Raw genomic sequence first — 24,978 nt, forward strand, 5'->3', positions numbered from 1 at the left:
GATCACATGGAATGGGAAATCGTTATCGGGCTGGAAGTGCACGTACAGCTCTCCACCCAGTCAAAGCTATTCTCCGGTGCCAGCACCCGCTTCGGCGCAGCCCCCAACACCCAGGCCTGCGCCATCGACCTGGCCATGCCAGGCACCCTTCCGGTGCCGAACGAGGAGGCGTTCCGTTACGCCGTCATGTTCGGCCTGGCCATGAACGCGGAGATCGGCAAGCGCTCGGTCTTCGAGCGCAAGAATTATTTCTACCCGGATCTGCCCAAAGGCTACCAGACCACCCAGCTGGCAGAGCCCATTGTCGGCTCCGGGGAAATCGAAATTCATCTCGAGGATGGCAGCAGCAAGAAAGTGCGTCTGCACCACGCTCACCTCGAAGAGGACGCCGGCAAGTCGCTACACGAAGACTTTCACGGCATGTCCGGCATCGACCTGAACCGGGCCGGTACGCCGCTGATCGAGATCGTCTCCGAGCCAGACATGCGCAGTGCCGCCGAAGCAGTGGCCTACCTGAGGAAAGTTCACAGCATCGTCACCTACCTGGGCATTTCCGATGGCGACATGTCCCAGGGATCCATGCGCTGCGATGCCAACGTATCGGTGCGACTGAAAGGTGAAGAGGAACTCGGCACCCGCACCGAACTGAAGAACATCAATTCATTCCGCTTCGTCGAACGAGCCATCAAGATAGAGGCACAACGTCAGATCGACCTGATCGAGGACGGTGGCCAGGTGGTCCAGGAGACCCGCCTGTACGATGCCGACAAGAACGAGACACGCTCGATGCGCAGCAAGGAAGTGGCCAATGATTACCGCTACTTCCCCTGCCCCGACCTGCTGCCAGTGGAGCTCGACGACGACTATATCGAGGCCATCCGCAAGCAACTGCCAGAACTACCGGACGCAAAGAGCGCGCGCTTTGCCAGCGAATATGGTCTGTCCGCCTACGATGCCGACCTGTTGACCCAGGAACGCGCCAGCGCAGAATTCTTCGAAGCCGCAGCAGGACAGTGCGGCCAGCCGAAGCTGGTGGCTAACTGGATGATGGGCGAGCTCGCGGCTCTGCTGAATCGCGAGGAAATTGGCATCGAGCAGTCGCCGGTCAGTGCTGCACAACTGGCGGGCCTCATCGAGCGCATCGTCGACAACACCATTTCCAGTAAGATCGCCAAGCAGGTTTTCGAAGCCATCGCCAATGGCGAGGGGGACGCCGATACGGTGATCGAAAAGCGGGGACTGAAACAGGTATCGGACACTGGCGCCATCGAACAGATGGTGGACGAGGTGATCGCCAATAGTGCGGCCCAAGTGGAAAATTACCGCAATGCAGACGAAGCCAAGCGACCAAAGATGATGGGGTATTTCGTTGGCCAGATCATGAAGGCATCGAAGGGCCAGGCCAACCCGCAGGTCATCAACAAAATTCTCAAGGAAAAACTGGACGCGCTGCTCTGATCGCAGTGCCCGGGAAGACGCACCGCAAGGAGTCAGTTTTGAGTCTCAAAAAAGACAAGCAGAAAGTCCTCGGAGAAACCTTCGACAAGGATCGCATCGCCGGCTTCCTGGTCGGGGAGGCTCCCGAGGGACTGGATCGTGATTTCTACCTGCTGGAGCGCGCCTACCGGGGTATGAAAGCCGAGGATTTCGCCACCTTCGTGCAGCTATTCCTGGTTCAGGGAGGGGATCTCAATGCAAGCAACAGCGAGGGCCAAACCCTGCTGGCCCGGATCAGTGAACACCGGCAGAGCAGCGACTATGCCGATATTCTGCGCGCCGCTGGCGCCGAGACCTGAATAGCCAGCAGCCCAGCAACTGCAGAGGATATGTCCATGACATCCAACCCGACCCACGGTCTCGATGCACTGGTTAGCGGCGCCCGTCTGCTAACCCGCAAGGAGCTGCGTCCGTTTATCATCGTACCGCTGCTGATCAACCTGGTGCTCTTTATCGGGCTGACGGCGTTGATGCTGTCCCAGATCAGCGGGCTGGCTGACTATCTCAGCAGTCTGCTCTCCCATACCCCGGTCAACACCGAAAACATGTCCTGGTGGCGGGCCATCATGGCCAAGGGCGCTGCCTGGGCTGCCGACGCCTTCCAGTGGCTGGCCTGGCTGATAGCGATCGCGGTTGTGCTGCTTTTCCTGTTTGTTTACGGCTACGCGTTCGGCATCATCACCAATATCATTGCCGCACCGTTCAATGGTTTCCTGGCCGAGAAGGTCGAGGAGCTCCTCACAGGACATGCGCCCCCTTCCGAGCCAATACACTCCATGATATGGCGTACGGTCGGCCGGGAGCTGCGCAAGCTGATGTATTTCCTTGGCTGGGGAATCGTCATCTTGGTCATCGCCATGCTGACCAGCTGGACCGTATTCATTCCAGCTGTGCTTGGCGGACTCTGGGGCGCATGGTGCATGGCCATCCAGTATGTGGACTACCCGCTCGACAATCACCAGCGCCCATTTTCAGAATTGAAGAACGTACTGCGCCGACGCAAATTCACCTCGCTGGGCTTTGGCGGGGCAGTCATGCTGGCGAAGATGGTCCCTGTACTGAATATCTTCGTAATGCCGGCAGCCGTAGCGGGCGGTACGGTACTTTGGGTAGAGCGCCTGCGTAAAGAAGGCGACCCCGGCGCAGGGCTGCCTTCCAGGCAAGAACTACAGTGATGAGGAACGCGGGCCCTGCCCGCGTTTTTTTATGGCGAGGGCCTACATCGATCCCTTTACCGATACTCGCTGATCCAGGGCTGTCAGCCGGACGGCAACCGGTCGAGAAGAACCGGCACCAGCTGTTCCGACCCGAAAGTACTCAGGTGATCATCGTCCCGGTAAAGCGGGGTGCCATCCGCCTGAATCTGGCAGCGGGGACGACAGAGGTCCGGCACCAGGCTCTCGCGCTGAGCCTGAAACTCCTCCACCAACACATCAAAAATGGCGTTAGTCCGCTGGTTGCGGGCCTCCACTTCCTCCCGCGTTGGGGCAGCCTGTAGTTGCGCACCCGCAAACTCGGCGCTGACAATGGCCATTGGCACCGAGAAAGCGAGCTCGGGAGTACTTTCCACGATCAAAACCTCACGCCCCGTTGCGCGTATCCGCGACACGGTTTCGGCGAGGCCCTTTGCCACCAGCTCTGCGTTGCCTCGATCCTGATCCATGGCAGCGTTTGCACTGACACTTGCCGCATCGCCAGCCAGTCCCATGACGGCAGGCGGACCACTTTCACCGGGCGAACGGCTGCCTTCCACCACCAGAGCCCAGCGGGCTACCAGAATCACCGTGCCGATATCCTCGCGGCTTTCGAGCATCTCGATCACCTGCGCGTTGAAGCTATCGCAATCCTGCGCTGGCCCCATTTCCACCCGCACCACTCCCAAAAGCGGTGCACAGGCAGACTTCACAGCGGCCACACCCCGGTGCCCCCGATCCTGCAGCCAGAGCTGGTATCCCGGCAGGAACGCACCGGCATGGGAATCCCCCCACAGCAGGTAATCCGGACTGTTGTTTTCACCACTGGCAGTGCCGAATTCGCACAGCCCGTCCGCAGGCAGCCGCCCCATGCAACGGCGCTCTTCAGGAGCGCGCTCGATGGCATCGCGGTAAGAGGCGAAGAGATCATCCGGCAAACGGCTCGGCACCCCCTTGTTCACATTGATCGCCAGCGAAACTGCGACTATCAGCGTAGCCATTGCGCCGCACGTCCGCACAAGGTTGCGACGTGACATACCAACAGGAAACGGCAGCCTGAAAGGTGCCTCTACAAAACGCCAACTGAGCCAGGCGAGCAAGAGAGAAAGGACAATGGCCTGCACGGCAAGCAAGAGCGGAAGCTCGGCAGTACCGTGCAACAGGCGGAACAGCACCAGTACCGGCCAGTGCCACAGGTACAGTGAGTAAGAAATCAGTCCGACAAAGACGAATGGCGACCAGGCGATCATTCGGCCGGTCAAGGTCGCCCCCTGCCCCCCGGCCCAGATCAATGCTGCAGCACCGACGCAGGGCAACAGCGCGGCCAGCCCCGGAAAGGGGGTGGCAGAATCATAGAGCAATACCGCGGCGAGGATCATCAGCAACCCGGAGGCGGCCGCCAATTCCGCCTGCCAGCGCTGACGGGCTGCAGGCAGGGCGCCCAGTGCGATCAGTGCTCCCACCCCCAACTCCCATACCCGGGTCGGGCTAAAAAAGTAGTTGGCCAAAGGCTGGGCCTTCGTAGCCCATATCGAGAACAACAGGGAAAGGAAGGACAGGCATCCAACACCGAATAGCAGGGAACGCCGGCCGCGGGCCGCCAACAGACAGAGCAGCAACGGAAAGCCGAGGTAAAACTGTTCTTCAACTGACAGCGACCAGGTATGCAGTAGTGGTTGCCACTCGGCGTCTGCCCCGAAATAGTCGCCGGTGCTCTGCCAGAACCAGAAGTTGGAGACAAAGAGCATGGCCGCCAGCACCGACTGCGCCAGCTCCTTGAAGGGCTCGGGGGGCAATACAAACCAACCCGTACCAATGCAGGCGATAACGACCGCAAACAGTGCGGGCAGGATGCGCCGCGCCCGGCGCTCATAAAAGCTTGCCAGGGAAAAGCGGCTCTCGCCGATTTCCCGCATCAGGATGCCGGTGATCAGAAATCCTGAGATAACAAAAAAAACATCCACACCGACGAACCCGCCGGAGAATCCCGGCAAACCCGCATGTGCAAAGAGAACCGGCAAAACCGCAAAAGCACGTAATCCATCGATATCGCGACGGTAAGTAAGACTACTCAAAGGAGATAACCAGAGACTAACTGTTTACTTTAAATCAGATTTTTAACAGACCAATCCCTGGCGCGCCGGCCTATACGAAACTTCGCAACCACTATCACTGCGCATTTCCGACTCGATCCCCGAACCGGACATTCCTTCGAAAGGTAGACCGAACTAGCGTCCGTGGCGTTTGCGCTGTCGCAGCCGTGCCCACCAGTTTTTGCCTTCAGGGGTCACTGCGGCAGTCTCACCGAGGCATTGCCTCAATGACAGAATCTGCTGTCCCTCAACCGATTCCGGCCCGACAGCTTCACTGAGCCGGTCTAGAGGCTCGATCAACAGGGCATCTCTCAGCGCATATGGCTCACGCAAGCCGGCCCGGAAAAAATCAGCTGACCACTCCGCGATGTCTGCGAACTCCAGTTGATCATTACCGACTTCCGGGTAACTGCTGAAGTCATCGCTAAAGGCCTGGCCCGAGGGGTGGGGCAGAAACAGACGGTTCAGCTCACGATTGCTAACGCTAAATTGCTGAAAAAATTCCACCGCTGTGTTCCGGGCGGGTACCAGCCGGGTCTCACCCTTCTGCATCAACGGCTTGAGCTTATTGAGCTGTCGCGGATCGAGGCCCAGCCCAATAAGCCGGTGACTGAGCAGAAACTCCTTGCGGGAAACACACTCGTTGATTCGGCAGGGTTCCAGCTCGGCCTTTAATCCCAGCAGGGATGTGAAATCCGAGACGATGTCTCCCCCCTTCAGGTCTGCCGCGTTGAAGCGACGAACCCGCAATGCCTCTTCACCGAAGCTTTCTGACCAGAGCTGCAGCTTGGCGCAGTAGTCGTAATAGGTTCTGACGCTGTCCGTCAGCGAGGGGAAGGCCCCGGGTGCATGGCCGAGCAACTTGCTGGAGGAGCTACGGTCCCGTTCACAGCCTCTGGCCGCCTGCTGCTTGAAAGAAATGGCCTGGCGATCCTGGCGGCGCAGGTAAACAATCACAACGGTGTGATCGAAGTACTGCCGGCAGATCCGCCGGACCGCCTCAACCTGCCCGGCCTCATGTAGAAAAGACAGGTGTTCGGCAGAGACGATAACCCGATCCGAGCGGCTGGAACCCAGCAATTCTGTAAATCGGTCATTCAACGCGTAGGAAACCCGACCATCGGACTTCCGAACGTCGATCGCTCCAGAGGAATTGCCCTTCTTGCCAAGGGAAGCGAATTCGAAGCCCTCAGCCAGCAACTGGTCCCCGGCACGACTCAATGCCAACTGCAGGGAGGTCGATCCGGTCTTGTGAAAGCCGATGTGGAGGAAAAGCGTACGCATGGAATCGAGAACAGGTTGTTATCCGGGGCAGGCCATCGTTCCATGATACCCGGCCAAACAAAAAAAACGCGGGCACAGCCCGCGTTTTCCGTCAGCGGCGAGGCCGGCGACCACCGCCACCTCCACCGCCACCACGACGACCTCCCCGGCCGTCATCACTGCGCTTGACCTTGACCTTGGGCGGTTCCGCCAGCAGGTCTTCCGGGGGCTGCTCGCACTTGAGTTTCTGACCCAGCAGCGCCTCGATTGGTTCCAGTCGCATGGCATCGTCTTCACAGGCAAAGCTGATCGAGGTTCCGGTCTTGCCAGCGCGGCCAGTACGGCCGATACGATGCACGTAATCCTCCGGCTCCTCCGGCAGGGTGAAGTTCACCACGTGGCTGATGCCGTCGATATGGATACCGCGGCCCGCAACATCGGTAGCCACCAGTACCTTCGACTTGCCGGTCTTGAAATCCTCGAGGGTGCGTACACGCTTGTTCTGCGCAATCTCACCGGAGAGGAGGCCGGCGGAGATACCGTGGGCCAGCAGGTGCTCGTGCAACCGGCGGCACTGGTCACGGCGGTTGGCAAACACGATCAGGCTGTCCACCTCGTCGCGCTGGAGAATGTTGTAAAGCAGCGTGTATTTCTCATCGCTCGCCGCCAGGTAAACGTGCTGCTCAACGGAGTCAGTGGCCACACGCTCGGGCTCAATCTCCACGATCACCGGCTCGTCGGTCCACTGCTCTACCAGGGAATCCACCTCCGGCGTGAAAGTGGCAGAGAAGAACATGGTCTGGCGGTGGCTCTTGCGCGGGGTCTGGCGCACGATGCGGCGAACCTGGGGGATAAAGCCCATGTCCAGCATCCGGTCAGCCTCGTCGATGACCAGGATCTCCACTTGATCCAGATAGCAGTCCCGATTGCCGGCAAAGTCCAGCAGGCGACCCGGTGTGGCCACCAGGATATCCACGAACCGCTCATTCAGATTGCGCTGCTGCTTGGCGTAGTCCATACCACCAACCAGGGTGTGGATCTCCAGGTCCGTATATTTGCACAGCGCCTTGGCGTCGTCGGCAATCTGCATCACCAGTTCACGGGTCGGGGCGATGACCAGCGCGCGGGCCTCTCCCGCATATCGCTCACCCTCGATCGGGTGTTTCAGCAGGTCGTCGATGATGGTGACCAGGAATGCCGCCGTCTTGCCAGTACCGGTCTGGGCCTTGCCCACCAGGTCGTGACCATTGAGGGTATGAGGCAGGGACTGGCCCTGAATGGGGGAGGCATACTGGAACCCCAGGTCCTGGATCGCGTGCATCAGCTCATCCGGCAGGCCGAGGTCGTGGAAACGTACCTTGCCTTCCTGTTCCGGCACGGGGAAATCTGCCAGCGACCAGGGCTTGCTGTCACCACCGCCCTTGCGGCCACCGCGGCGCTCGCGGGATTTCTCGCCAGACTTGCGGGACTTTTCAGATTTCTGCTGCTTGCCTGCATTTGGCGCCTTGTCCCCGCCGCGTGGGCCCTTGCCCGAGCGCTTCTTCTCCTCGCCGGCCCGACCGCCCGCGGCCCGAGCACGCTGCTCGTCACGGCCCTCGTTTTTTGCTGCGGACTCGGTAGTCTTGCGCTCTTCTGGCGCCGAGGATGAACGGCGAAACAACTTTCCTATCAAGAGTAATACTCGCTTAGATGGTCAAATAATCGGCGAGTATATCATCTATATGCCTTGACTACTGCAATTGCCGCTAGCGCGCCTGGCCGCCCGGCACAACCAGTGATCCAGGCTCACCCAGCGCCCACCCCCCGAGCACAGCAATGCCAGTAACATGACAAAATACGTGGCGGTAAACTCGACACCGTTTTTCAGCACCGTGAAACTGCCCGCCTCGGTCAACCATTCGTAGTTGCCGTGAGCCTGCAACAGCTCTCGGGCCTTGTCTCTGCGCACCACAGCTTCCTCGATGAGGTCTTCGCGCCACTCCCAGGGCATGGTCAGGGTCTGCTCTGGGAGTGCATGCCAGCCGTATTCCCAATGCGCAGTCACTGCAGCCACCGCCATCACAAACATCAGGGGGACGGCAACCAGTCGCACCCCCAGGCCAACCAGCAGGGCTACACCACCGAGCAGCTCCGTCAGTCCCGCCAGCCAGGCCATCAGGTAGGGAGCCGGGAGCCCCAACCCCCAGTCCGGGCTGCCAAACCAGGTGGCCACTTCTTCGATGCTGCCCAGCTTGTTCATGCCGGCGAGGATCAGAATGGGCGCGAGGAAGAGGCGCAGAGCCAGGGGACCCAACCAGTCGAAGCGCCCCACTAGCCGCAGGAATACCCGATAAAACGCATTGATGCCGCGCAATGCCTTATTCATAATTCAGCCTCTTTTTCAGCTTACCGTGCGCCAAGTGGTGCATTAGTCGGTTCAGCGACCGGCCTCTTTCACCAGCCCCATTCACGGAACCATAGCCCCGGCGCAGCACCATGTTCAGGATCTACCCTCGCGCTTCCACCACCGAACTGCGACATCTGGCACACCTGGGCGGCCCCCTCGTGGTCAGTAACCTGGCGGTGGTCAGCATGGGCGTCACGGATACGCTGGTAGCGGGGCGCGCGGGGGAGGTGGACCTGGCCGGACTGGCGCTCGGATCCAGCATCTGGGCGGTCTGCGCCGTGACCTTGATTGGGTTGCTGGCTGCGGTCTCGCCACTGGTCGCCCACCTACGCGGTGCCCGGGATGAAGCCGGCTGTGCACGGCAACTCCAGCAGGCCCAATGGATTGCACTGATCGGCGGCCTGATAGTCGTCGCGCTGCTGCTGGCCGCGCCCTGGTGGGGGCAGTGGATCGATACCGAGGAACCGGTGCGCCAGGTGATGCAGCAGTACCTGCTGGCACTGGCCACGGGCACACTGCCGTTCGCACTGGGAACAGCCCTGCGGGGCTATTGCGAGGGCATGGGCCAGGTACGGCCGGTGATGCGGATCTATCTGGCGGCCGCGGTCCTCAACATTCCACTGGATATCATCATGGTCTTCGGCGCCGGACCGATTCCCGCCATGGGTGGTGCCGGCTGCGGTTGGGCCACCAGCCTGGTCAGCTGGTGTATTGCCATTGCCCTCTTCTGGCATGCAGGCCGCGATCCAGCCTACAGGAAACTCAAGCTGCAGCTGCTACCGCCCAGACCACACTGGCCGACCCAGCGCCACCTGCTGGCCGTGGGCCTGCCCATCTGCATCGGTGCGGCCAGCGAGGTGACCTTTTTTGCCAGCCTGACAATTCTGCTGGCCCCCTATGGGGCCACCATCGTCGCCGCTCACCAGATCGGCATGAATGTGGGCACCATCTTTTACCTGGTGGCACTGGCACTGGCCCAGGCACTGAGCATCCGCACGGCGCAACTGTTGGGCCAGCAGCGCCCCAGACGAGCGCGCTTCGCCAGCATCGTGGGTGTCGGCAGCGGCCTGCTCTATGCGGCTGCCACCGGCGTATTGCTGATCGCGCTGCGCTACCTATTCGTCATGGCTTACACCAGTAACACAGACATCATTGCCATCGCCACCAATCTGCTGCTGCTGTGCGCGGCCTTCCAGATCGTGGACGTGGCCCAGGCCATGGCCTGGGGCGCGCTGCGGGGATACAAGGACACCCGGGTGCCGATGTACATGCAGATTTTTTCCTACTGGCTGGTGGGGCTCACCAGCGCCTACTGGCTGGGGGAACACCTGTGGGGAGTGTACGGCTACTGGACCGGGATCTGTATTGGCCTTGGCGTCGCCTGCATCCTGCTGGGGCTGCGCCTGCGACGCACCAGCGCTATCGCGATTGGCGCTGTGGGAACAACAAAATGACTGAGTGCTGCCCCACAGTTTCACTAGTCTGTCACCGGACTGGGGAACGCTTTCGCTATACTCGCGCTCCAACCGTCAGCCGGTGTGCAAAATAGCGCCCGTACACCAACCGCGGCTTTGCCGACCGAGCAACAACGAACTGGAGTTATTCAATGCAATTGCGCTCGCGCATGAGCCCCAGAAATCTCGCCCAACTGATCGCAGCACTGCTGGTGCTGGCGGCTTACCCCGCCTGGAGCACCGAGGACGCTGACGATCCCGAGGGTACTGACATGCAGACCGAACTGCCGGAGCCTCAGGAACTCGACCAGCAGTTGGAGAAGGCGGAGAGTATTCCGCTGGACCAACCGGTCGAATCCCCTGCCGAGGAACCCGCAGCCGCCGAGCAGGCGGAAACCACCGAGGAAGAGATTCCGCCAGCAGAAGCTGCCGGCGCCAAGCCGCTGCGCCTGTTGGGCGCCGAAGTCCCCCCAGCCACCTCGACCCGCCTCGCCTGGTCTCCCAGCCAGCACTTCGAGGGCGTCTACAGTTCCACGGCGGTACTGGTGGTGAATGGTGCCGAACCGGGACCGACACTGTGCCTGACCGCCGCCGTTCACGGTGATGAACTGAACGGCATAGAAACAGTCCGCCGAGTGCTGTACAACCTGGATCCGGAAACGCTGAAAGGCGCCGTAATCGGCGTGCCGATTGTGAACCTGCAGGGTTTTCACCGCGGCTCCCGCTACCTGACGGATCGGCGGGACCTGAACCGGCATTTCCCCGGCGATCCGAACGGATCCTCTGCCTCGCGGATCGCCCACTCTTTCTTCCACGAGATCATCGTCCACTGCAACGCCGTCGTGGACCTGCACACGGGCTCTTTCTACCGCACCAACCTGCCCCAGCTGCGGGGTGACCTGACCAACCCCAAGGTGGTCAAGCTCACCAAGGGCTTCGGCTCCACCGTCGTGCTGCACAGCGATGGCGCCAAGGGCACCCTGCGGCGGGCCGCGGTCAATGCGGGTATTCCCACCGTGACCCTGGAGGCCGGGGCGCCGATGGTCCTCGACGAGACATCAGTCAGCCATAGCGTGAAGGGCATTCGCACCCTGCTGCACCAGCTGGATATGGTGGCCAAGTTCCGCCTCTGGGGTGACCCGGAGCCGGTCTATTACAACTCCACCTGGCAGCGTGCCACGACCGGCGGCATGATTTTCAGCAAGGTGAAACTGGGGCAGTTCGTGCGCAAAGGTGACCTGCTGGGCACGGTCACCAATCCGATCACCAATGTGCGCACCGAAATCCGCTCAGAACACAACGGACGCGTCCTCGGCATGGCACTGAACCAGGTGGTGCAGCCAGGCTTTGCCGCCTACCACATCGGCATTCAGGCTCCGCAAGAGCAGATCAGCGCCCCCGAGGAGGTTACTGCGGAAGTGACCTCGGAAGAGGAAACCGATCAGGGCAATGGCGATGCCGGCGAGCCTAAGCCCGCAGATGTGGTGACTGAAGACGGTGAGCCGACAGGAGAGGAACCGGCTTTGCCGGAGTCCGAAGCCATTCCCGCCGATGCAGGCGATGAACCGGAAGCGGCCGATCCGGACAGCGACGATGAGTAACAGTCAACGGGAGAAGAAACCGCGAAGTCCGCGCTCAAACGAGTCTCACAGATCAGACACGCGGTCGACAATCTCCACATTGCCCCCCTGCAGCGGCTCCGGCTGCAGGGTGATATGGTCGATATCAAAGCGCTGAATCAGCGTCTGCCGTAATCGATCCAGCACCCCGGGCCAGGCCTGCAGGTCATCAACAACGATGTGTGCGGACAGGGAGATGGTGCTGCTGTCCAAACGCCAGATATGCAGGTCGTGGACGGAGCGCACACCGTCGACGGCCGCCAGGGTCTGCCCCACCACCGGCAGGCTCAGCTCCCGCGGCACCCGTTCCATCAACACATCGATAGAGTCCCGCAGCAGGCGCAGGCTGGAAAACAGAATCAGGCCGCAGATCAGCAGCGACAGGATCGGGTCGATGGGAGTCCAGCCCGTAAAGTAGATCACCGCGCCGGCCATCAGCGCCGCCACCGATCCCAGCAGGTCCCCCATCACATGCAGGAGGGCACCGCGGATATTGAGCGTCTGCTCGCCGCGGTGCAGCACCCAGGCCACCGCCAGGTTCACCACCAGGCCGATGGCGGCGATCACCATCACGGTGCCACCCTGAACCGGCTGCGGTGTGCGCAGACGGTCGATCGCTGCCACACCGATGGCGATAATGATCAGCAGCATGAACAGGGCGTTCACCACCGCCGCCAACACCTCTGCCCGCCCCCAACCAAAAGACAGCTCCCGGTCCGCGGGCTTCTGCGCCAACAGCGCCGCCACTGCCCCCAGGGCCAGGGCCAGGGCATCTGTGGCCATATGGCCCGCATCCCCCATCAGCGCCAGCGATCCCGACAGCCAGCCGCCGACGGCCTCCACAAGGGCAAATGCAAAGGTGATTACGAGTCCCCAGACCAGGGGGCGGAGATGGCCACTGCCGTGGCGATGGTGGACGTGTTCGTGCATGCTCCCTGCCTGCTTTGCTATGGCTCTGTTAGCCCTATGGCGACTTCAGTGCTGACGCCAATTTAACACTGGCGGCGCCCCAGGGTCAGCCGCTCGCGGTCACCGTAATCCTTGCGGCTTTCGATCGACACCAGCCCCGCATCCTCAAAGATCACGCGCACAGCCGGGGCCTGCTGCCAGCCGTGCTCGACGATCAGCCAGCCGCCAGGAGCGAGATAGTCGATTGCCGCGGCTGCAATCACTTCGATATCCGCCAGCCCCTCGCGCCCGGCCACCAGCGCCGAGCGCGGTTCGAAACGGACGTCACCCTCGTCCAGGTGGGGGTCTGCGGCATCGATATAGGGGGGGTTGCTGACAATCAAGTCAAAGGTTTGCGGGGGGATCTGTGCAAACCAGTCACTTTCGACGATCCGCACATTGTCGAGACCGAGATTACTGCGGTTGCGCTCCGCCAGCGCCAGCGCGCGCGGCGATTTCTCCGCCGCCAGCAACTGCCACGCAGGGCGCTCGGAGGCCAGGGCCAGGGCAATGGCACCGGTGCCGGTACCCAGATCCAGGACACGCTGCGGTGTCGCGGGACACAGCGCCAGTGCCGTCTCCACCAACAGCTCAGTATCCGGGCGCGGAATCAGGGTCGAGGCGTCCACCTGCAGCGACAGCGACCAGAATTCCCGCTCACCGGTGAGGTGTGCCACCGGCTCACCGGCAGCACGCCGGATCAGCAGGTCGTCGAATTGACGCTGCTCATTTTCCGACAGTTCGTACTCAGGCCATGTGTAGAGCCAGGTGCGGGAGCGCCCCAGCAGATGGGCCAACAGCACCTCCAGGTCGAGGCGGGCCGAATCGCTGCCCGGCAACTCCCCACCGCGGCTGAGGTTCTGTTTGACCGTCGTCACAGGGGATCTCCTGCCAGGGAAACAATGGCGGGCACGGCCGACTCAGCTCTGCCCAAGGGCAGCGAGCTGATCCGCCTGATGCTCGGTGCGCAGAGGGTCGATCACCTCGTGGAGGGCGCCCTGCATGATCTCATCGAGCTTGTAGAGGGTCAGACCGATGCGGTGGTCCGTGACGCGGCCCTGGGGGTAGTTGTAAGTACGGATACGCTCGGAGCGGTCGCCACTGCCCACCAGGTTGCGGCGTGCATCGGAGATTTCCTTTGCCGCGGCGGCCTCCTGTTCGCTGGAAAGCTTTGCCTGCAGGAGTGCCATGGCCTTGGCCCGGTTCTTGTGCTGGGATCGCTCATCCTGGCACTCCACAACGATGCCCGTTGGCAGGTGGGTAAGGCGCACTGCAGAGTCGGTCTTGTTCACGTGCTGGCCGCCAGCACCGGAGGCCCGGTAGGTGTCGACGCGCAAGTCCGCTTTGTTGATATCCACGGCCTCACGCTCGTCCGGCTCCGGCATTACCGCCACAGTACAGGCGGAGGTGTGGATGCGGCCCTGGGACTCGGTCTCCGGTACCCGCTGCACCCGGTGGGCGCCGGATTCGAATTTCAGCTTCGCATAGACATCCTCGCCGGCGACCCGGGAAATGACTTCTTTGTATCCACCATGCTCGCCGGGGTTCTCACTGATGATCTCCACCCGCCAGCCCTGCCGCTCCGCATAGCGGGAATACATGCGGAACAGGTCGCCGGAGAAAATCGCCGCCTCGTCACCACCGGTGCCGGCGCGAATCTCCAGGAATACATTCTTGCGGTCGTTGGGATCCCGCGGCAGCAGCAGTGTTTGCAGATCGCGCTCCAGCGGCTCCAGCTGCTCCTCGGCCTCTGAGAGCTCCTCCCTGGCCATTTCGCGCATTTCCGGATCACTCTCTTCGAGCATCTCCCGGGCGGCGGCCATATCGTCTTGCAGCTGGCGATAGCGGTTGTAGCATTTCACCACTTCCTCCAACTCGGCATATTCCCGGGACAGGTCGCGGAATTGGTCCTGGTCGCTGATGATTTCGGCATCCCCCAGCAGGGCGGATACCTCCTCATGGCGATCCACGAGATTTTCCAGTTTATTGCGTACCGACTCTTTCATTCGTTCTGTTTTCTCAATAATGACCCGGACATTCCGGGCACCGCGCCTATCAGTCCCGGGAATCCGGGTCGACGCTCTCGGACTCGAGGCCAACAATTTCCCGGGCCAGCTGCAAGCGCTCGGCATCGCCCTCGGCGGTCACCCGCTTGAGGCTCACGGTCGGGGCGTGAATCAATTTATTGGTCAGCGAGCGGGCAAGCTGCTCCAGCAGTCGCCTTGGATCGCCGCCCTTGTCGAGCTGCAACAAGGCCCGTGCCAGTTCCGCGTCGCCGATGGCCTGGGCGCGCTGGCGGAAGCTGCGGATGGTATCCACGGCCTCCAGCGCGCGATGCTGGCGCATAAACTCCGCCGCCGCCTGATCGACGATGTCATGAGCCGCCTCAGCGGCCTTTTCCCGCGAGCGGCGCCCCTCGTCGATGACGCCGCGCAGATCGTCCACCGTATAGAGGTAGACATCATCCAGCTGGTTCACCTGGGGCTCGATATCCCGCGGCACGGCGATGTCCACCATAAACATCGGCCTGTGCCGGCGCGCCTTGAGCGCCGTCTCCACGGCGCCCTTGCCAAGTATTGGCAGCTGACTGGCCGTGGAACTGATGACGATATCCGCTCGCGCCAGGTGCTCGGGGATATCCGCCAACAGAATGGGTTCGGCACCGAAGTCCTTCGCCAGCTGCTCGGCGCGGTTCAGGGTGCGGTTGGCCACAATCAGCTTGGTGACGCCCTGCTCCCGCAGGTGCCGCGCAACCAGTTCAATGGTTTCGCCGGCCCCAATCAGCAGCGCGGTCTGCCGGCCAAGATCCGTGAAGATCCGTGAAGCCAGGGACACCGCTGCGTAAGCCACGGAGACCGGATTTTCGCCGATTGCCGTCTCTGTGCGCACGCGCTTGGCAACGGCAAATACCTGTTGAAACACGCTGTGCAGCAGGCTGCCCACAGCGCCCGACTCACGCGCCACCGCGTAGGCAGATTTGATCTGGCCGAGAATCTGCGGCTCCCCCAGAACCAGGGAATCCAGCCCACAGGCCACACGCATCATGTGCCGGACCGCTTCCTCACCGCTGTGGCTGTAGGTGCAGCTGCTGAGCTGCTCCAGCGGCAGCCGGTGGTAATCGGAAAGCCAGCGCAAAAGACGCTCGCGCGTCACTTCACCGTAGATCTCGGTGCGGTTGCAGGTGGAGAGGATCGCCAGCTCCGGGCACTGCAGGGCCTGGCGCGCATCACCGAGGGCGCCGGACATGCTTTCCGGGGCAAATGCCACCCGCTCGCGCACCTCGATCGGTGCGCTGTCGTGGTTGATACCCAGGGCGAGGATTGGCATAGGCTCCCGTCGATGTTGCTGGCAGTCTTGAAATCTGGCCGGGAGGCACGCGAATGCGGGGCTCCGGGGGGCGCATTTTCCCGGCGGACCGCCCGGCTTGCAAGCGCGCGCCGCGGAGATGCGGGATTTTGCCCAGTGGCGAGCTGACACCTGCGACCTCACCGGCGGGGCCGCACCTGCAAAATCGCGTCTAGAATTATAGGGCGGTACCAGACGGGCAAAGGGCAAGCGCCAGACGCCAGCCCCCACAGCCATAAGCTTGCCCGCGGGCCGAGTCACCATATCGCACCGGGAAAGGTGCGGCCATAACGTACGGACACCCCTATGCGACCTGCTCTACCAGCCCTCCGCTCTCGAGTCCGGCCTCTCAAAACCACGGCCATTCTGCTGCTAGGCGGCCTGCTGGCCTCCTCCTGCGTCCAGCAGCAACCAGAGATCGAGACGGGAGAAGCCGCCCCCATTGCCCTGCCCAGTGAATCACCCAGCGGTATAAAGGCCGTGGAGACCGCACCGACCACCGCACAAATAGTGCCTGAGCCGGTCGAAGAACCCACTCCGGCACGCGCTTTCCCAGTCGAGACGCTCTACACCCTGCTGGTGGCCGAGGTGGCCGGCAACCGCGAACAGTTCGAAGTCGCCCTGGCCAATTACTATCACCAGGCCCAGAGCACACGGGACGCGGGTGTTGCTGCTCGCGCCACCCGCATCGCCCGCTTCCTCAACGCCCGCCGCGCCGCATTGCGCTCCGCACAGCTGTGGGCGGAGCTGGAACCGGATGAGGCGGAAGCCCAGCTGACAGCCACTGCGGAGCTAACACTGGCCGGCGAACTCGACCAGGCGCTGGTACACGCGGAAAAGGCTCTGGCGCTGGGCGGCGATGCACCGCTGCAGTCCCTGGCCGCCACCGCCGTCTCCAACCCGGATCTGGTCAAGCGCATCACGCCCGAATTCCGCCGGCTAGCAGAGAAACACCGCGACAATGGCGAAGCCGCACTGGCCCTGGCGATGATGCTGCGCGCAGCAGAGGACTACGCGGGCGCCCTGGCTATCGTACGCCGGGTCGAGGAACAGCACCCGACAATACTGGATGCGCCCCTGCTGAGGTCTCACCTGCTGGTCGATATGGAGCGAGAGGACGAGGCCGTCGCACTGCTTGAAAGGCTGGTGGGCAGCTATCCGCGCGAGACCCGCATCCGGCTGCAGTACGCCCGCCTGCTGGTCAACAGAGACCTGGAGCAGGCTCAAGAACAGTTCACCACGCTGGTGGAACAGCGCCCGGCCGATGGCAACCTGATTCTGTCACTGGCCCTGATCCGCATGGAGAGCGAGGATTTTGTCGCCGCAGAACCGCTTCTGCAGCGACTACTGGAACTGGAGCAGCACGAGTCCGCCGCGCATTTCTACCTCGGAACCATCGCCCAGCAGGCCCGAGACCCGCTCCGCGCCGCCGCACACTACCGCAAGGTAGCGCCCGGCAGTGATTATATGGAGGCCATCACCCGTGGTACGGAGTTGCTGACAGCAGTGGGCAAAACCGGGGAGAGTGAACAGTGGTTTTCCGAGCTGCGGCAGCGCCACCCCGATCAGTCCGAGCAGTTTTTCGTAATCGAAGCGAACCTGCTGCGGAAATACGACCACCCCGGCGAAGCACTCAAGTTGCTGGACCTGGCACTGATTAAACATCCCGGTAGTGGCAGGCTGATTTACGTGCAATCCCTGATTCACGAGCAACTGGGTAACAGCGCCGCATTCGAACAGGGCGTGCGCCAGCTGCTGGCCCGCGATCCCGACAATGCCACCCTGCTCAACGCCCTGGGTTACAAACTCCTCGACGATGACAGCCGGCTCCAGGAAGCACTGGAACTCATCACCCGGGCTCTGGAACTAAAGCCTGATGACCCGGCGATCATCGACAGCATGGGCTGGGTGCAGTACCGTCTCGGTAACCACGCCGAGGCCGTCCGCTACCTGGAGCAGGCACTGGAAAAACTGCCGGATCACGAGATTGCCGCACACCTGGGAGAGGTGCTGTGGATGCAGGGCAATCGCGAGCGTGCCATGCAGGTGTGGCAGCAGGGGCTGGAGACCACCCCCGACAGCGCCATCATCCCGGCGGCCATGGAAAGACTGAAAGACAAGAAACCCCTGGAGCAGCATGTATCCGATCACTGAGTACCTCCCGCGCGCCACCCTTTATCAGGTGCAACCAGGCCGCTCTGCACTCAGGCTGCTCGGACTATTGATGCTGGCACTGCTCACCGCCTGTGCCAGCCAGACCCAGCAAAAACCACCTGTTGCGCCCGAGCTGCCGGTGATGCAGCTGCAGCAATGGACAATCAAGGGCAAGCTGGGCGTGCGCTCTCCCAATGACAACGGCAGCGCAAACCTCACCTGGCTGCAGCAGTCGCAGCCCAACTACCGCATACACCTGAGTGGCCCCCTGGGTGCCGGTGCAACCGTAATCAACGGCACACCGGCCGGCGTCAGTTTGAAGCGGGGCGACGAGCCGACCACCCACGCCGCCAACCCATCGCAGCTGACAGCCCTGGCGCTCGGCTGGCCTCTGCCGGTGGACGAAATGTTTTACTGGGTAAGGGGCTTGCCAGCACCGGGCAACGCAGCCGGCGAGCGGAGGGATGCCCAGGGCCTGCTGCAGTCCCTCCAGCAGGCAGGCTGGCAGCTGAATTTCAGCGGCTACCAGAATGTCGGCGCCTATGTGCTGCCAACCCGCATCAAGGCTGAGACCCGCCAGGCCGCAGGACCGGTCAAAGTGACCCTGGTCATCAAGGAGTGGCTGCTCTAATTTGCCCGAGCGCATCCACCTTTCCCGATGCAAATCAGGGCGAAGTGCGCATAACGACCCGGGCCGCTATCATGGCGGCCCGATTATCTGGCCGCACAATCGTTGAAGCATGCACCTGCAACTGCCCGCCCCCGCCAAACTGAACCTGTTCCTCCGCATTCTCGGGCGCCGTCCCGATGGCTACCACGAGCTGCAGACCCTGTTCCAGTTGCTGGACTATGGTGACACGCTGCATTTTGAATCCCGCAGTGACGGCGCTCTGTCAGTGGAGGCCCCGGGTCTCGATGTCCCCGAGCGGGACAATCTGATCTACCGCGCCGCCCAACTGCTTCGCACTGCATGCGGTACAGCAAAGGGCGCTCTTATTCGCCTTGAGAAAATTTTGCCGGCGGGCGGCGGCATCGGCGGTGGCAGCAGCGATGCGGCCACAGCACTGCTCGGCTTAAACCACCTCTGGCAGTGCGGCCTTTCCATCAATGAGCTCGCGACATTGGGCCGGCAGCTGGGTGCCGATGTGCCGGTGTTCGTCCACGGACGCACCGCTCTGGCAGAGGGCATCGGCGAGCACCTGGTACCAGTGAAAACTGCACCACAGCATTTTCTTGTGCTGATTCCGCACTGCCATATCAGTACGGCAGAGATATTCGGCCACGCGCGTTTGACAAGAGATTCCGGCGCAATTACATTAGCGCACCTTCGCGACAGGGTGCTGGACAGCGACTGGCTGCTGAACCACGCCGGCAACGACTGCCAGGCGCTAGTAGAGGAACTCTACCCCGAGACAAAATCAGCTCGGGAGTGGTTACAGCAGTTTGCCAGTGCGCAACTGACCGGCACCGGAGCCTGTGTCTTCGCCGCTTTCCCGACTGAGTCGGAGGCGCGAAAGGTCTTCGAAAAGAGACCGGATGGATGGCAAGGTTTCATCGCCACCGGCGTCGACACCTCGCCGGCACACACAGCGCTCGCGAGACATATTTCCGCCAGTAGGAAATGAAAGAATTTACTGGGGTGTAGCCAAGCGGTAAGGCAGCGGGTTTTGATCCCGTCATGCGTAGGTTCGAATCCTACCACCCCAGCCATATACACCGACCTGCACTTGAGCAGATCGGATCTCCGTAACTCGACAGGTTCGAGCCGACAAATTTGCGAAGCAAGTTTGGGCGCCGGAGTAGAAGTAGACGGACGGCGGGGCGCAGCCCCGAGCGCGAAGTGCGAGTCCACCGGCCGGGGCCGCCGGAGACGAGCGAGCCGCTAGGCGACGCTCATCCTACCACCCCAGCCATTTCAAGCTCCTTGAACTCACCCTTCGGGTTCAGGAGACCAGCTCAACAGATCGAGCTGGATGCGGTACCCCAGGCGCCGCAGTGGGTTACGAAACGAGTTAAGACCCGACCCCCTTCGCGGCCGCCTGTGCCGCCACAGCATAAAGGTGACGCAATCGCGCGCTACAAGCTTTCACACAGACAGGCATCTACACTTTTCACGTCCCAAAGAACTCAACAGAACCAAAGGTATTCGCAGTGGCTGACTTAATGGTCTTTACCGGCAACGCTAACCCGGAACTGGCGCAGAAGATTGTCGACCATATGGCAATTCCGCTCGGCGAGGCGGTGGTCAAGCGCTTCTCCGACGGCGAGATTGCCGTGGAAATCACCGACAACGTGCGCGGACGCGACGTCTTCGTGGTGCAATCCACCTGTCAGCCCACCAACCGCAACCTGATGGAACTAATCCTGCTGGTTGATGGCCTGCGCCGCGCCTCGGCCGGCCGCATCACTGCGGTGGTCCCCTATTTTGGCTATGCCCGCCAGGATCGCCGGGTGCGCTCCCAGCGCGTGCCCATTTCTGCCAAGGTGGTCGCCGACATGATGGTGAGCGTGGGTATCGACCGCGTATTGACCGTGGACCTGCACGCAGAACAGATTCAGGGCTTCTTCGATGTACCGGTGGATAACGTCTACGGTTCCTCCGTACTGCTGGACGACATCGAGCGCCAGAACTACGAAAACATGGTCGTCGTTTCCCCGGATATCGGCGGCGTTGTCCGCGCACGCGCCGTGGCCAAGAGCCTGGACTGCGACCTGGCCATCATCGACAAGCGTCGCCCGGCCGCCAACGTGGCGGAGGTGATGAACATCATCGGTGAAGTGAACGGCCGCACCTGCCTACTGGTGGACGACATGGTCGATACCGCCGGCACCCTGTGTAATGCTGCCAACGCCCTCAAGGAGCATGGCGCCAAGAAGGTCGTGGCCTACTGTACCCACCCGGTACTGTCCGGCAATGCCATCGACAACCTGAACAACTCTGTTCTCGATGAACTGGTAGTCACCGACTCCATCCCGCTGGGCAACAAGATGGAGCTGGCCCCCAAGATCCGCCAGCTGACCCTTTCTGCCATGCTGGCCGAGTCCGTGCGCCGGATCAGCAACGAGGAATCCCTGTCAGCGATGTTCCGCTGATTCAGTGGCGACCAGGCTCTCGCCGGTCGCCCGCAGATTTTGTAGCGCTTTCCCCGCGATTCCCTTAGAATACGCGCCCGCCCGGCACTGCCGGGCGTTTACTATTGGGTGATCGGAACTCCATTACCCGATTTACAGCAATGCCAGAGTGGTCCGGTCGCAGGTCGCTCTGGGCAGACAACCCGAGGTTTACCCCATGTCTGATTTCAAACTGAATGCCAACGTCCGCAGCGACGAAGGGAAAGGTGCGAGCCGCCGCCTGCGTCGCGAGGAAGGCCGTGTACCCGCCATCGTTTACGGCGGCAAAGCCAAGCCTGCCTCCATCTCCCTGCTGAGCAAAGAGATGTTCAAGGCTCTGGAAGATGAAACCTTCTTCTCCTCTGTCCTGACCCTCGATATCGAAGGCAAAGAAGAGAAAGTGATCCTGCGTGACCTGCAGCGTCACCCGGCCAAGCAGCAGCTGCTGCACGCCGACTTCCAGCGCGTTTCCGCCAACACCAAGGTACACCTGAAGGTACCGGTGCACTTCCTGAACGAAGACAAGTGCAAAGGCGTGAAAGCTGGCGGTATCGTCTCTCACACCCTGACCGAGCTGGAAATCAGCGCACCGGCCTCCAAGCTGCCCGAGTTCATCGAAGTAGACCTGGCAGACCTGGAGCTGGACGGCACCGTTCACATCTCCGACATCAAGCTGCCGGCCGGTGTTGAGTCTGTGGATCTGGCCCACGGCGCAGACCACGACCTGGTTGTAGCCTCCGTTCACAAGCCCCGCGGTGCTGTCGAAGCCGAAGCGGAAGGTGAAGAAGGCGAAGCTGCTGAAGGCGGCGAAGAGTAAGGGTCAATATTTTGACCAAGGCACCGGATACACCGATCCAGCTGATTGTGGGACTGGGCAACCCCGGCCCCGAATACGACCGGACTCGCCACAATGCCGGTGCCGACTTTGTCACCGAGCTGGCGCGCCGCCACGGCGCCCAGCTCGCGTCAGACAGCAAGTACCGCGGCCTTACCGGCCGGGTACGGATCGGCGGGCAGGATGTTCGCCTGCTGATCCCCACCACCTTTATGAATCGCAGTGGACAGGCAGTTGCCCCGCTGGCGAACTTTTTCAAGATTCCCGCCGAAGCCATTCTCGTGGCCCACGACGAGCTCGACCTGCCCCCGGGCACCGCACGGCTGAAGGCCAGTGGCGGTCACGGTGGTCACAACGGGTTGCGGGACATCATTTCCGCGCTCGGCAACAACCGCGACTTCATGCGGCTGCGACTCGGTATCGGGCATCCCGGCAGCGCCCGCGAAGTGGTCAACTTCGTGTTGCAGCGCGCCCCCCGCACCGAGCAGGAGCAACTGGCTGAAGCCATCGACCGCGCCGTCGATGTCATGCCTACCGCCGCAGAAGGCGATTGGGGCGCAGCTATGAAAACACTGCACACGGCGGCAACCGCGGCAAAATAATCTCCGCGGTGACCAGTCGGTGCACCCCGAATCAACCGGCGCCAGAGCGCCACTCGCAACGGAAAGAACACCATGGGTTTTACTTGCGGAATCGTCGGCCTGCCCAATGTTGGCAAATCCACCCTTTTCAATGCCCTGACCAAGGCGGGCATCGATGCGGAAAACTTCCCGTTCTGCACCATTGAGCCCAACGCCGGCGTGGTACCGGTACCGGATCCCCGCCTGGACAAACTGGCTGAGATCGTCAAGCCACAGAAGGTGATTCCCACCACCATGGAATTCACCGACATTGCCGGCCTGGTCGCTGGCGCCTCCAAGGGTGAAGGCCTGGGCAACAAGTTCCTGGCCAACATCCGTGAGACCGATGCCATCGCCCACGTAGTGCGCTGCTTCGAGGACGACAATGTCATCCACGTGGCCAACCAGGTGCACCCGGTGTCGGACATCGAGGTGATCAATACCGAACTGGCCCTGGCCGACCTGGACACCGTGGAGAAAGCCCTGCAGCGCTTTACCCGCGCCGCCAAGGGCCAGGACAAGCACGCAATCAAGATGAAGGCGCTGCTGGAAAAGATTCAGCCGCACCTGGACGAAGCGAAGCCACTGCGCTCTTTCGGCCTGAGTGATGACGAGCTGGCAGATCTGCGCGAACTGAGCCTGCTGACCATCAAGCCGACCATGTATATCGCCAACGTCGATGAGGACGGTTTCGAGAACAACCCGCACCTGGATGCGGTCGCCGCCATCGCCGCCGAGGAAAACGCGGTACTGGTGCCCATCTGCAACAAGCTCGAGGCGGAAATCGCCGAGCTGGAAGATGAAGAGAAGCTGGAGTTTCTGGAAGAGCTGGGTATGGAGGAGCCGGGCCTGAACCGGGTAATCCGCGCCGGCTACCAGCTACTCGGCCTACACACCTACTTCACCGCCGGGGTCAAGGAAGTACGCGCCTGGACCATCCCCCTCGGCGCCACGGCACCCCAGGCGGCAGGCAAGATCCACACCGACTTTGAAAAAGGCTTCATCCGCGCGGAAGTGGTCAGCTATGCGGACTTCGTTGGCTGCAACGGTGAAGCCGGTGCCAAGGAAGCCGGCAAATGGCGCCTGGAAGGCAAGGAATATGTGGTAGCGGATGGCGATGTGGTTCACTTCCGCTTCAATGTCTGATCGCCTGAGCTAAACACCTGCGCCCCTCGGTTCCCGGGGGGCTACCCCCGCCCCAACCCCGACAGATCGTCACCATGCACCCATCCAACTGGAAAGTCGGCCTGCCTCTGGCCCTGATCACCGCGTTCATGTGGGCTTTGCTGCCGATTGCACTCAAGGGCCTGCTGGACTCCATGAGCGCCACCACAGCCACCTGGTATCGCTTTGTGGGCGCCGCAGTGCTGGCCGGCACTTACTACGGCTGGACCCGCCAGCTCAACCTGCGCCAGCTTTTCGAGCGGGGCATGCTGCCGCTGACCATCATCGCGGTCGTGGGCCTGCTGACCAATTACCTGACCTACGCCTCCGGATTGCACTTCATCACCGCAGGCGCCGCCCAGATCGTCATTCAGCTGGCTCCCCTGCTACTGCTGACCTCCAGCGTTATCTGGCTGGGTGAGCACTTTTCGCCCCGACAGTGGCTGGGTGTCGCCATGGTCGTCGGCGGCCTGCCGCTGTTTTTCAACCAACGCCTGCCGGAGCTGGCAAGCGGTGCCAACCACGATTACCTGCTGGGCCTCGGTCTCATCGTCGTGGCGGCTATCGGCTGGGCAGTCTATGGCTTTTTCCAGAAGAAGATCCTGAGCCGCGCCAAGCCCCAGGACCTGCTGGTGCTGATCTATATCGCCGGCACACTGTGTTTCCTGCCCATGGCGGATCCCATGTCTGCACTGAAGCTGGACTGGCTGGGCTGGGCGCTGCTGATTTTCCTCACCGCCAACACCCTGATCGCTTACGGCGCCTTCACCAAAGCCCTCGCGCACTGGGAGGCATCACGGGTCAGCGCCACCCTGGCCCTGGTGCCGCTGCTGACTCTGGCCATCGGAGCGCTTATCGGCGCCGTGTGGCCAGACTATATTGAAGTGGAGCCCATGAACTGGATCAGCTGGTTGGGCGCCGCTGCCGTGGCCAGTGGCTCCCTGTTTGCGGCCATCGGCAGAGGTCGCTAGCAGCGTGGAATGGCGCGTGCGGACAATTACGCTAACTCACTGAAAATTCAGCAAAAAAGGGGGTTGACAGCCCCACCCCAGAGTCCCATAATTCGCGCCCTCGGTTAGCCGAGATCGTCAGTGGCAAGGTAGCTCAGCTGGTTAGAGCGCAGCACTCATAATGCTGAGGTCGGGAGTTCAAGTCTCCCCCTTGCTACCATTTTCCTCCTGCGAGAGGCTTCTCGCAGCGCCTTTACTGGGGTGTAGCCAAGCGGTAAGGCAGCGGGTTTTGATCCCGTCATGCGTAGGTTCGAATCCTACCACCCCAGCCATTTTTCTTACTGAA

The 24,978-nt window shown here is 61.8% G+C and carries 21 protein-coding genes and 3 tRNA genes; 16 read left to right on the forward strand and 8 right to left on the reverse strand.

Annotated elements, in window-relative coordinates; translation table 11 throughout:
- Positions 1-6: 6 nt before the first annotated feature.
- From gatB to cysZ, 3 genes are read left to right on the forward strand one after another with little or no spacing between them, the layout of a single operon-like run.
- Positions 7-1,458: an Asp-tRNA(Asn)/Glu-tRNA(Gln) amidotransferase subunit GatB gene (gene gatB / locus AUP74_RS00105; protein ID WP_069945776.1), complete on the forward strand. Its 1,452-nt coding sequence runs from the start codon at positions 7-9 to the stop codon at positions 1,456-1,458.
- Positions 1,459-1,496: 38 nt separating this feature from the next.
- The gene (locus tag AUP74_RS00110) at positions 1,497-1,796 is read left to right on the forward strand and encodes a PA4642 family protein (RefSeq protein WP_069945777.1); all 300 of its coding nucleotides are present in this window, start codon (positions 1,497-1,499) and stop codon (positions 1,794-1,796) included.
- A gap of 36 nt (positions 1,797-1,832) precedes the next feature.
- A complete protein-coding gene (gene cysZ, locus AUP74_RS00115; protein WP_069948594.1) occupies positions 1,833-2,672 on the forward strand; it encodes a sulfate transporter CysZ in 840 nt (279 codons plus the stop codon).
- A gap of 83 nt (positions 2,673-2,755) precedes the next feature.
- On the opposite strand, the gene AUP74_RS00120 is transcribed toward cysZ, so the two are convergent.
- From AUP74_RS00120 to AUP74_RS00135, 4 genes are all read right to left on the reverse strand, one after another.
- Positions 2,756-4,765, reverse strand: a complete 2,010-nt coding sequence (locus AUP74_RS00120) for an acyltransferase family protein (protein WP_069945778.1) — start codon at positions 4,763-4,765, stop codon at positions 2,756-2,758.
- A gap of 153 nt (positions 4,766-4,918) precedes the next feature.
- Complete coding sequence (locus AUP74_RS00125) at positions 4,919-6,067, reverse strand: hypothetical protein (RefSeq protein ID WP_069945779.1); 1,149 nt, start codon at positions 6,065-6,067, stop codon at positions 4,919-4,921.
- Positions 6,068-6,158: 91 nt separating this feature from the next.
- On the reverse strand, positions 6,159-7,718 hold the full coding sequence (rhlB, locus tag AUP74_RS00130) for an ATP-dependent RNA helicase RhlB (RefSeq protein ID WP_069945780.1): 1,560 nt from the start codon (positions 7,716-7,718) through the stop codon (positions 6,159-6,161).
- Positions 7,719-7,763: 45 nt separating this feature from the next.
- Entirely contained in the window at positions 7,764-8,411 is a 648-nt protein-coding gene (locus tag AUP74_RS00135) for an HvfX family Cu-binding RiPP maturation protein (RefSeq protein ID WP_083260721.1), read from the reverse strand.
- A 110-nt stretch (positions 8,412-8,521) separates the two neighbouring features.
- On the opposite strand from AUP74_RS00135, the gene AUP74_RS00140 reads away from it, so the two are divergent.
- A complete protein-coding gene (locus AUP74_RS00140; protein ID WP_069945781.1) occupies positions 8,522-9,886 on the forward strand; it encodes an MATE family efflux transporter in 1,365 nt (454 codons plus the stop codon).
- A gap of 152 nt (positions 9,887-10,038) precedes the next feature.
- Positions 10,039-11,487 carry a succinylglutamate desuccinylase/aspartoacylase family protein gene (locus AUP74_RS00145; RefSeq protein WP_226999841.1) on the forward strand — a complete coding sequence of 483 codons (1,449 nt, stop codon included), beginning with the start codon at positions 10,039-10,041 and terminating at the stop codon, positions 11,485-11,487.
- A 45-nt stretch (positions 11,488-11,532) separates the two neighbouring features.
- Here AUP74_RS00145 and AUP74_RS00150 read toward each other — a convergent pair whose 3' ends face one another.
- The 4 genes from AUP74_RS00150 to hemA all read right to left on the reverse strand — a co-directional run bounded on the left by AUP74_RS00150 (position 11,533) and on the right by hemA (position 15,780).
- A complete protein-coding gene (locus tag AUP74_RS00150) occupies positions 11,533-12,435 on the reverse strand; it encodes a cation diffusion facilitator family transporter (protein ID WP_069945782.1) in 903 nt (300 codons plus the stop codon).
- A 62-nt stretch (positions 12,436-12,497) separates the two neighbouring features.
- Complete coding sequence (prmC, locus tag AUP74_RS00155; RefSeq protein WP_069945783.1) at positions 12,498-13,331, reverse strand: peptide chain release factor N(5)-glutamine methyltransferase; 834 nt, start codon at positions 13,329-13,331, stop codon at positions 12,498-12,500.
- 42 nt (positions 13,332-13,373) lie between these two features.
- Positions 13,374-14,459 carry a peptide chain release factor 1 gene (gene prfA / locus AUP74_RS00160; RefSeq protein ID WP_069945784.1) on the reverse strand — a complete coding sequence of 362 codons (1,086 nt, stop codon included), beginning with the start codon at positions 14,457-14,459 and terminating at the stop codon, positions 13,374-13,376.
- A gap of 49 nt (positions 14,460-14,508) precedes the next feature.
- Complete coding sequence (gene hemA / locus AUP74_RS00165; RefSeq protein WP_069945785.1) at positions 14,509-15,780, reverse strand: glutamyl-tRNA reductase; 1,272 nt, start codon at positions 15,778-15,780, stop codon at positions 14,509-14,511.
- Between the two features lie 324 nt (positions 15,781-16,104).
- On the opposite strand from hemA, the gene AUP74_RS00170 reads away from it, so the two are divergent.
- The 11 genes from AUP74_RS00170 to AUP74_RS00220 all read left to right on the forward strand — a co-directional run bounded on the left by AUP74_RS00170 (position 16,105) and on the right by AUP74_RS00220 (position 24,964).
- Entirely contained in the window at positions 16,105-17,952 is a 1,848-nt protein-coding gene (locus AUP74_RS00170; protein WP_083260723.1) for a tetratricopeptide repeat protein, read from the forward strand.
- Positions 17,936-18,583: a lipoprotein insertase outer membrane protein LolB gene (gene lolB / locus AUP74_RS00175; RefSeq protein ID WP_226999842.1), complete on the forward strand. Its 648-nt coding sequence runs from the start codon at positions 17,936-17,938 to the stop codon at positions 18,581-18,583. The genes AUP74_RS00170 and lolB overlap by 17 nt, the downstream gene beginning before the upstream one ends.
- Before the next feature lie 109 nt (positions 18,584-18,692).
- A complete protein-coding gene (ispE, locus tag AUP74_RS00180; RefSeq protein WP_069945786.1) occupies positions 18,693-19,577 on the forward strand; it encodes a 4-(cytidine 5'-diphospho)-2-C-methyl-D-erythritol kinase in 885 nt (294 codons plus the stop codon).
- 10 nt (positions 19,578-19,587) lie between these two features.
- Positions 19,588-19,662: transfer RNA gene (locus AUP74_RS00185), tRNA-Gln, on the forward strand.
- Between the two features lie 453 nt (positions 19,663-20,115).
- Entirely contained in the window at positions 20,116-21,045 is a 930-nt protein-coding gene (locus AUP74_RS00190) for a ribose-phosphate pyrophosphokinase (protein WP_069945787.1), read from the forward strand.
- A 196-nt stretch (positions 21,046-21,241) separates the two neighbouring features.
- The gene (locus AUP74_RS00195) at positions 21,242-21,880 is read left to right on the forward strand and encodes a 50S ribosomal protein L25/general stress protein Ctc (protein WP_069945788.1); all 639 of its coding nucleotides are present in this window, start codon (positions 21,242-21,244) and stop codon (positions 21,878-21,880) included.
- Positions 21,881-21,891: 11 nt separating this feature from the next.
- Complete coding sequence (gene pth, locus AUP74_RS00200; RefSeq protein ID WP_069945789.1) at positions 21,892-22,500, forward strand: aminoacyl-tRNA hydrolase; 609 nt, start codon at positions 21,892-21,894, stop codon at positions 22,498-22,500.
- Between the two features lie 72 nt (positions 22,501-22,572).
- Positions 22,573-23,664: a redox-regulated ATPase YchF gene (gene ychF / locus AUP74_RS00205; RefSeq protein ID WP_069945790.1), complete on the forward strand. Its 1,092-nt coding sequence runs from the start codon at positions 22,573-22,575 to the stop codon at positions 23,662-23,664.
- Between the two features lie 74 nt (positions 23,665-23,738).
- Complete coding sequence (locus AUP74_RS00210) at positions 23,739-24,653, forward strand: DMT family transporter (RefSeq protein WP_069945791.1); 915 nt, start codon at positions 23,739-23,741, stop codon at positions 24,651-24,653.
- Between the two features lie 122 nt (positions 24,654-24,775).
- Positions 24,776-24,852, forward strand: a tRNA-Met gene (locus AUP74_RS00215).
- A gap of 37 nt (positions 24,853-24,889) precedes the next feature.
- A tRNA-Gln gene (locus AUP74_RS00220) sits at positions 24,890-24,964 on the forward strand.
- Positions 24,965-24,978: the final 14 nt, after the last annotated feature.

Source organism: Microbulbifer aggregans (genome assembly GCF_001750105.1).
Taxonomy (GTDB): Bacteria; Pseudomonadota; Gammaproteobacteria; order Pseudomonadales; family Cellvibrionaceae; genus Microbulbifer; species Microbulbifer aggregans.

What these genes read in the sequence shown, in the direction of transcription:
- ispE (WP_069945786.1), top strand. Translation starts at nt 18,693, where the DNA reads ATGCACCTGCAACTGCCCGCCCCCGCCAAACTGAACCTGTTCCTCCGC.
- hemA (WP_069945785.1), bottom strand. Translation starts at nt 15,780, where the DNA reads ATGCCAATCCTCGCCCTGGGTATCAACCACGACAGCGCACCGATCGAG.
- ychF (WP_069945790.1), top strand. Translation starts at nt 22,573, where the DNA reads ATGGGTTTTACTTGCGGAATCGTCGGCCTGCCCAATGTTGGCAAATCC.
- prfA (WP_069945784.1), bottom strand. Translation starts at nt 14,459, where the DNA reads ATGAAAGAGTCGGTACGCAATAAACTGGAAAATCTCGTGGATCGCCAT.
- gatB (WP_069945776.1), top strand. Translation starts at nt 7, where the DNA reads ATGGAATGGGAAATCGTTATCGGGCTGGAAGTGCACGTACAGCTCTCC.
- AUP74_RS00190 (WP_069945787.1), top strand. Translation starts at nt 20,116, where the DNA reads ATGGTCTTTACCGGCAACGCTAACCCGGAACTGGCGCAGAAGATTGTC.
- lolB (WP_226999842.1), top strand. Translation starts at nt 17,936, where the DNA reads ATGTATCCGATCACTGAGTACCTCCCGCGCGCCACCCTTTATCAGGTG.
- AUP74_RS00125 (WP_069945779.1), bottom strand. Translation starts at nt 6,067, where the DNA reads ATGCGTACGCTTTTCCTCCACATCGGCTTTCACAAGACCGGATCGACC.
- AUP74_RS00195 (WP_069945788.1), top strand. Translation starts at nt 21,242, where the DNA reads ATGTCTGATTTCAAACTGAATGCCAACGTCCGCAGCGACGAAGGGAAA.
- AUP74_RS00150 (WP_069945782.1), bottom strand. Translation starts at nt 12,435, where the DNA reads ATGCACGAACACGTCCACCATCGCCACGGCAGTGGCCATCTCCGCCCC.
- AUP74_RS00140 (WP_069945781.1), top strand. Translation starts at nt 8,522, where the DNA reads ATGTTCAGGATCTACCCTCGCGCTTCCACCACCGAACTGCGACATCTG.
- AUP74_RS00210 (WP_069945791.1), top strand. Translation starts at nt 23,739, where the DNA reads ATGCACCCATCCAACTGGAAAGTCGGCCTGCCTCTGGCCCTGATCACC.
- AUP74_RS00145 (WP_226999841.1), top strand. Translation starts at nt 10,039, where the DNA reads ATGCAATTGCGCTCGCGCATGAGCCCCAGAAATCTCGCCCAACTGATC.
- AUP74_RS00170 (WP_083260723.1), top strand. Translation starts at nt 16,105, where the DNA reads ATGCGACCTGCTCTACCAGCCCTCCGCTCTCGAGTCCGGCCTCTCAAA.
- cysZ (WP_069948594.1), top strand. Translation starts at nt 1,833, where the DNA reads ATGACATCCAACCCGACCCACGGTCTCGATGCACTGGTTAGCGGCGCC.
- AUP74_RS00135 (WP_083260721.1), bottom strand. Translation starts at nt 8,411, where the DNA reads ATGAATAAGGCATTGCGCGGCATCAATGCGTTTTATCGGGTATTCCTG.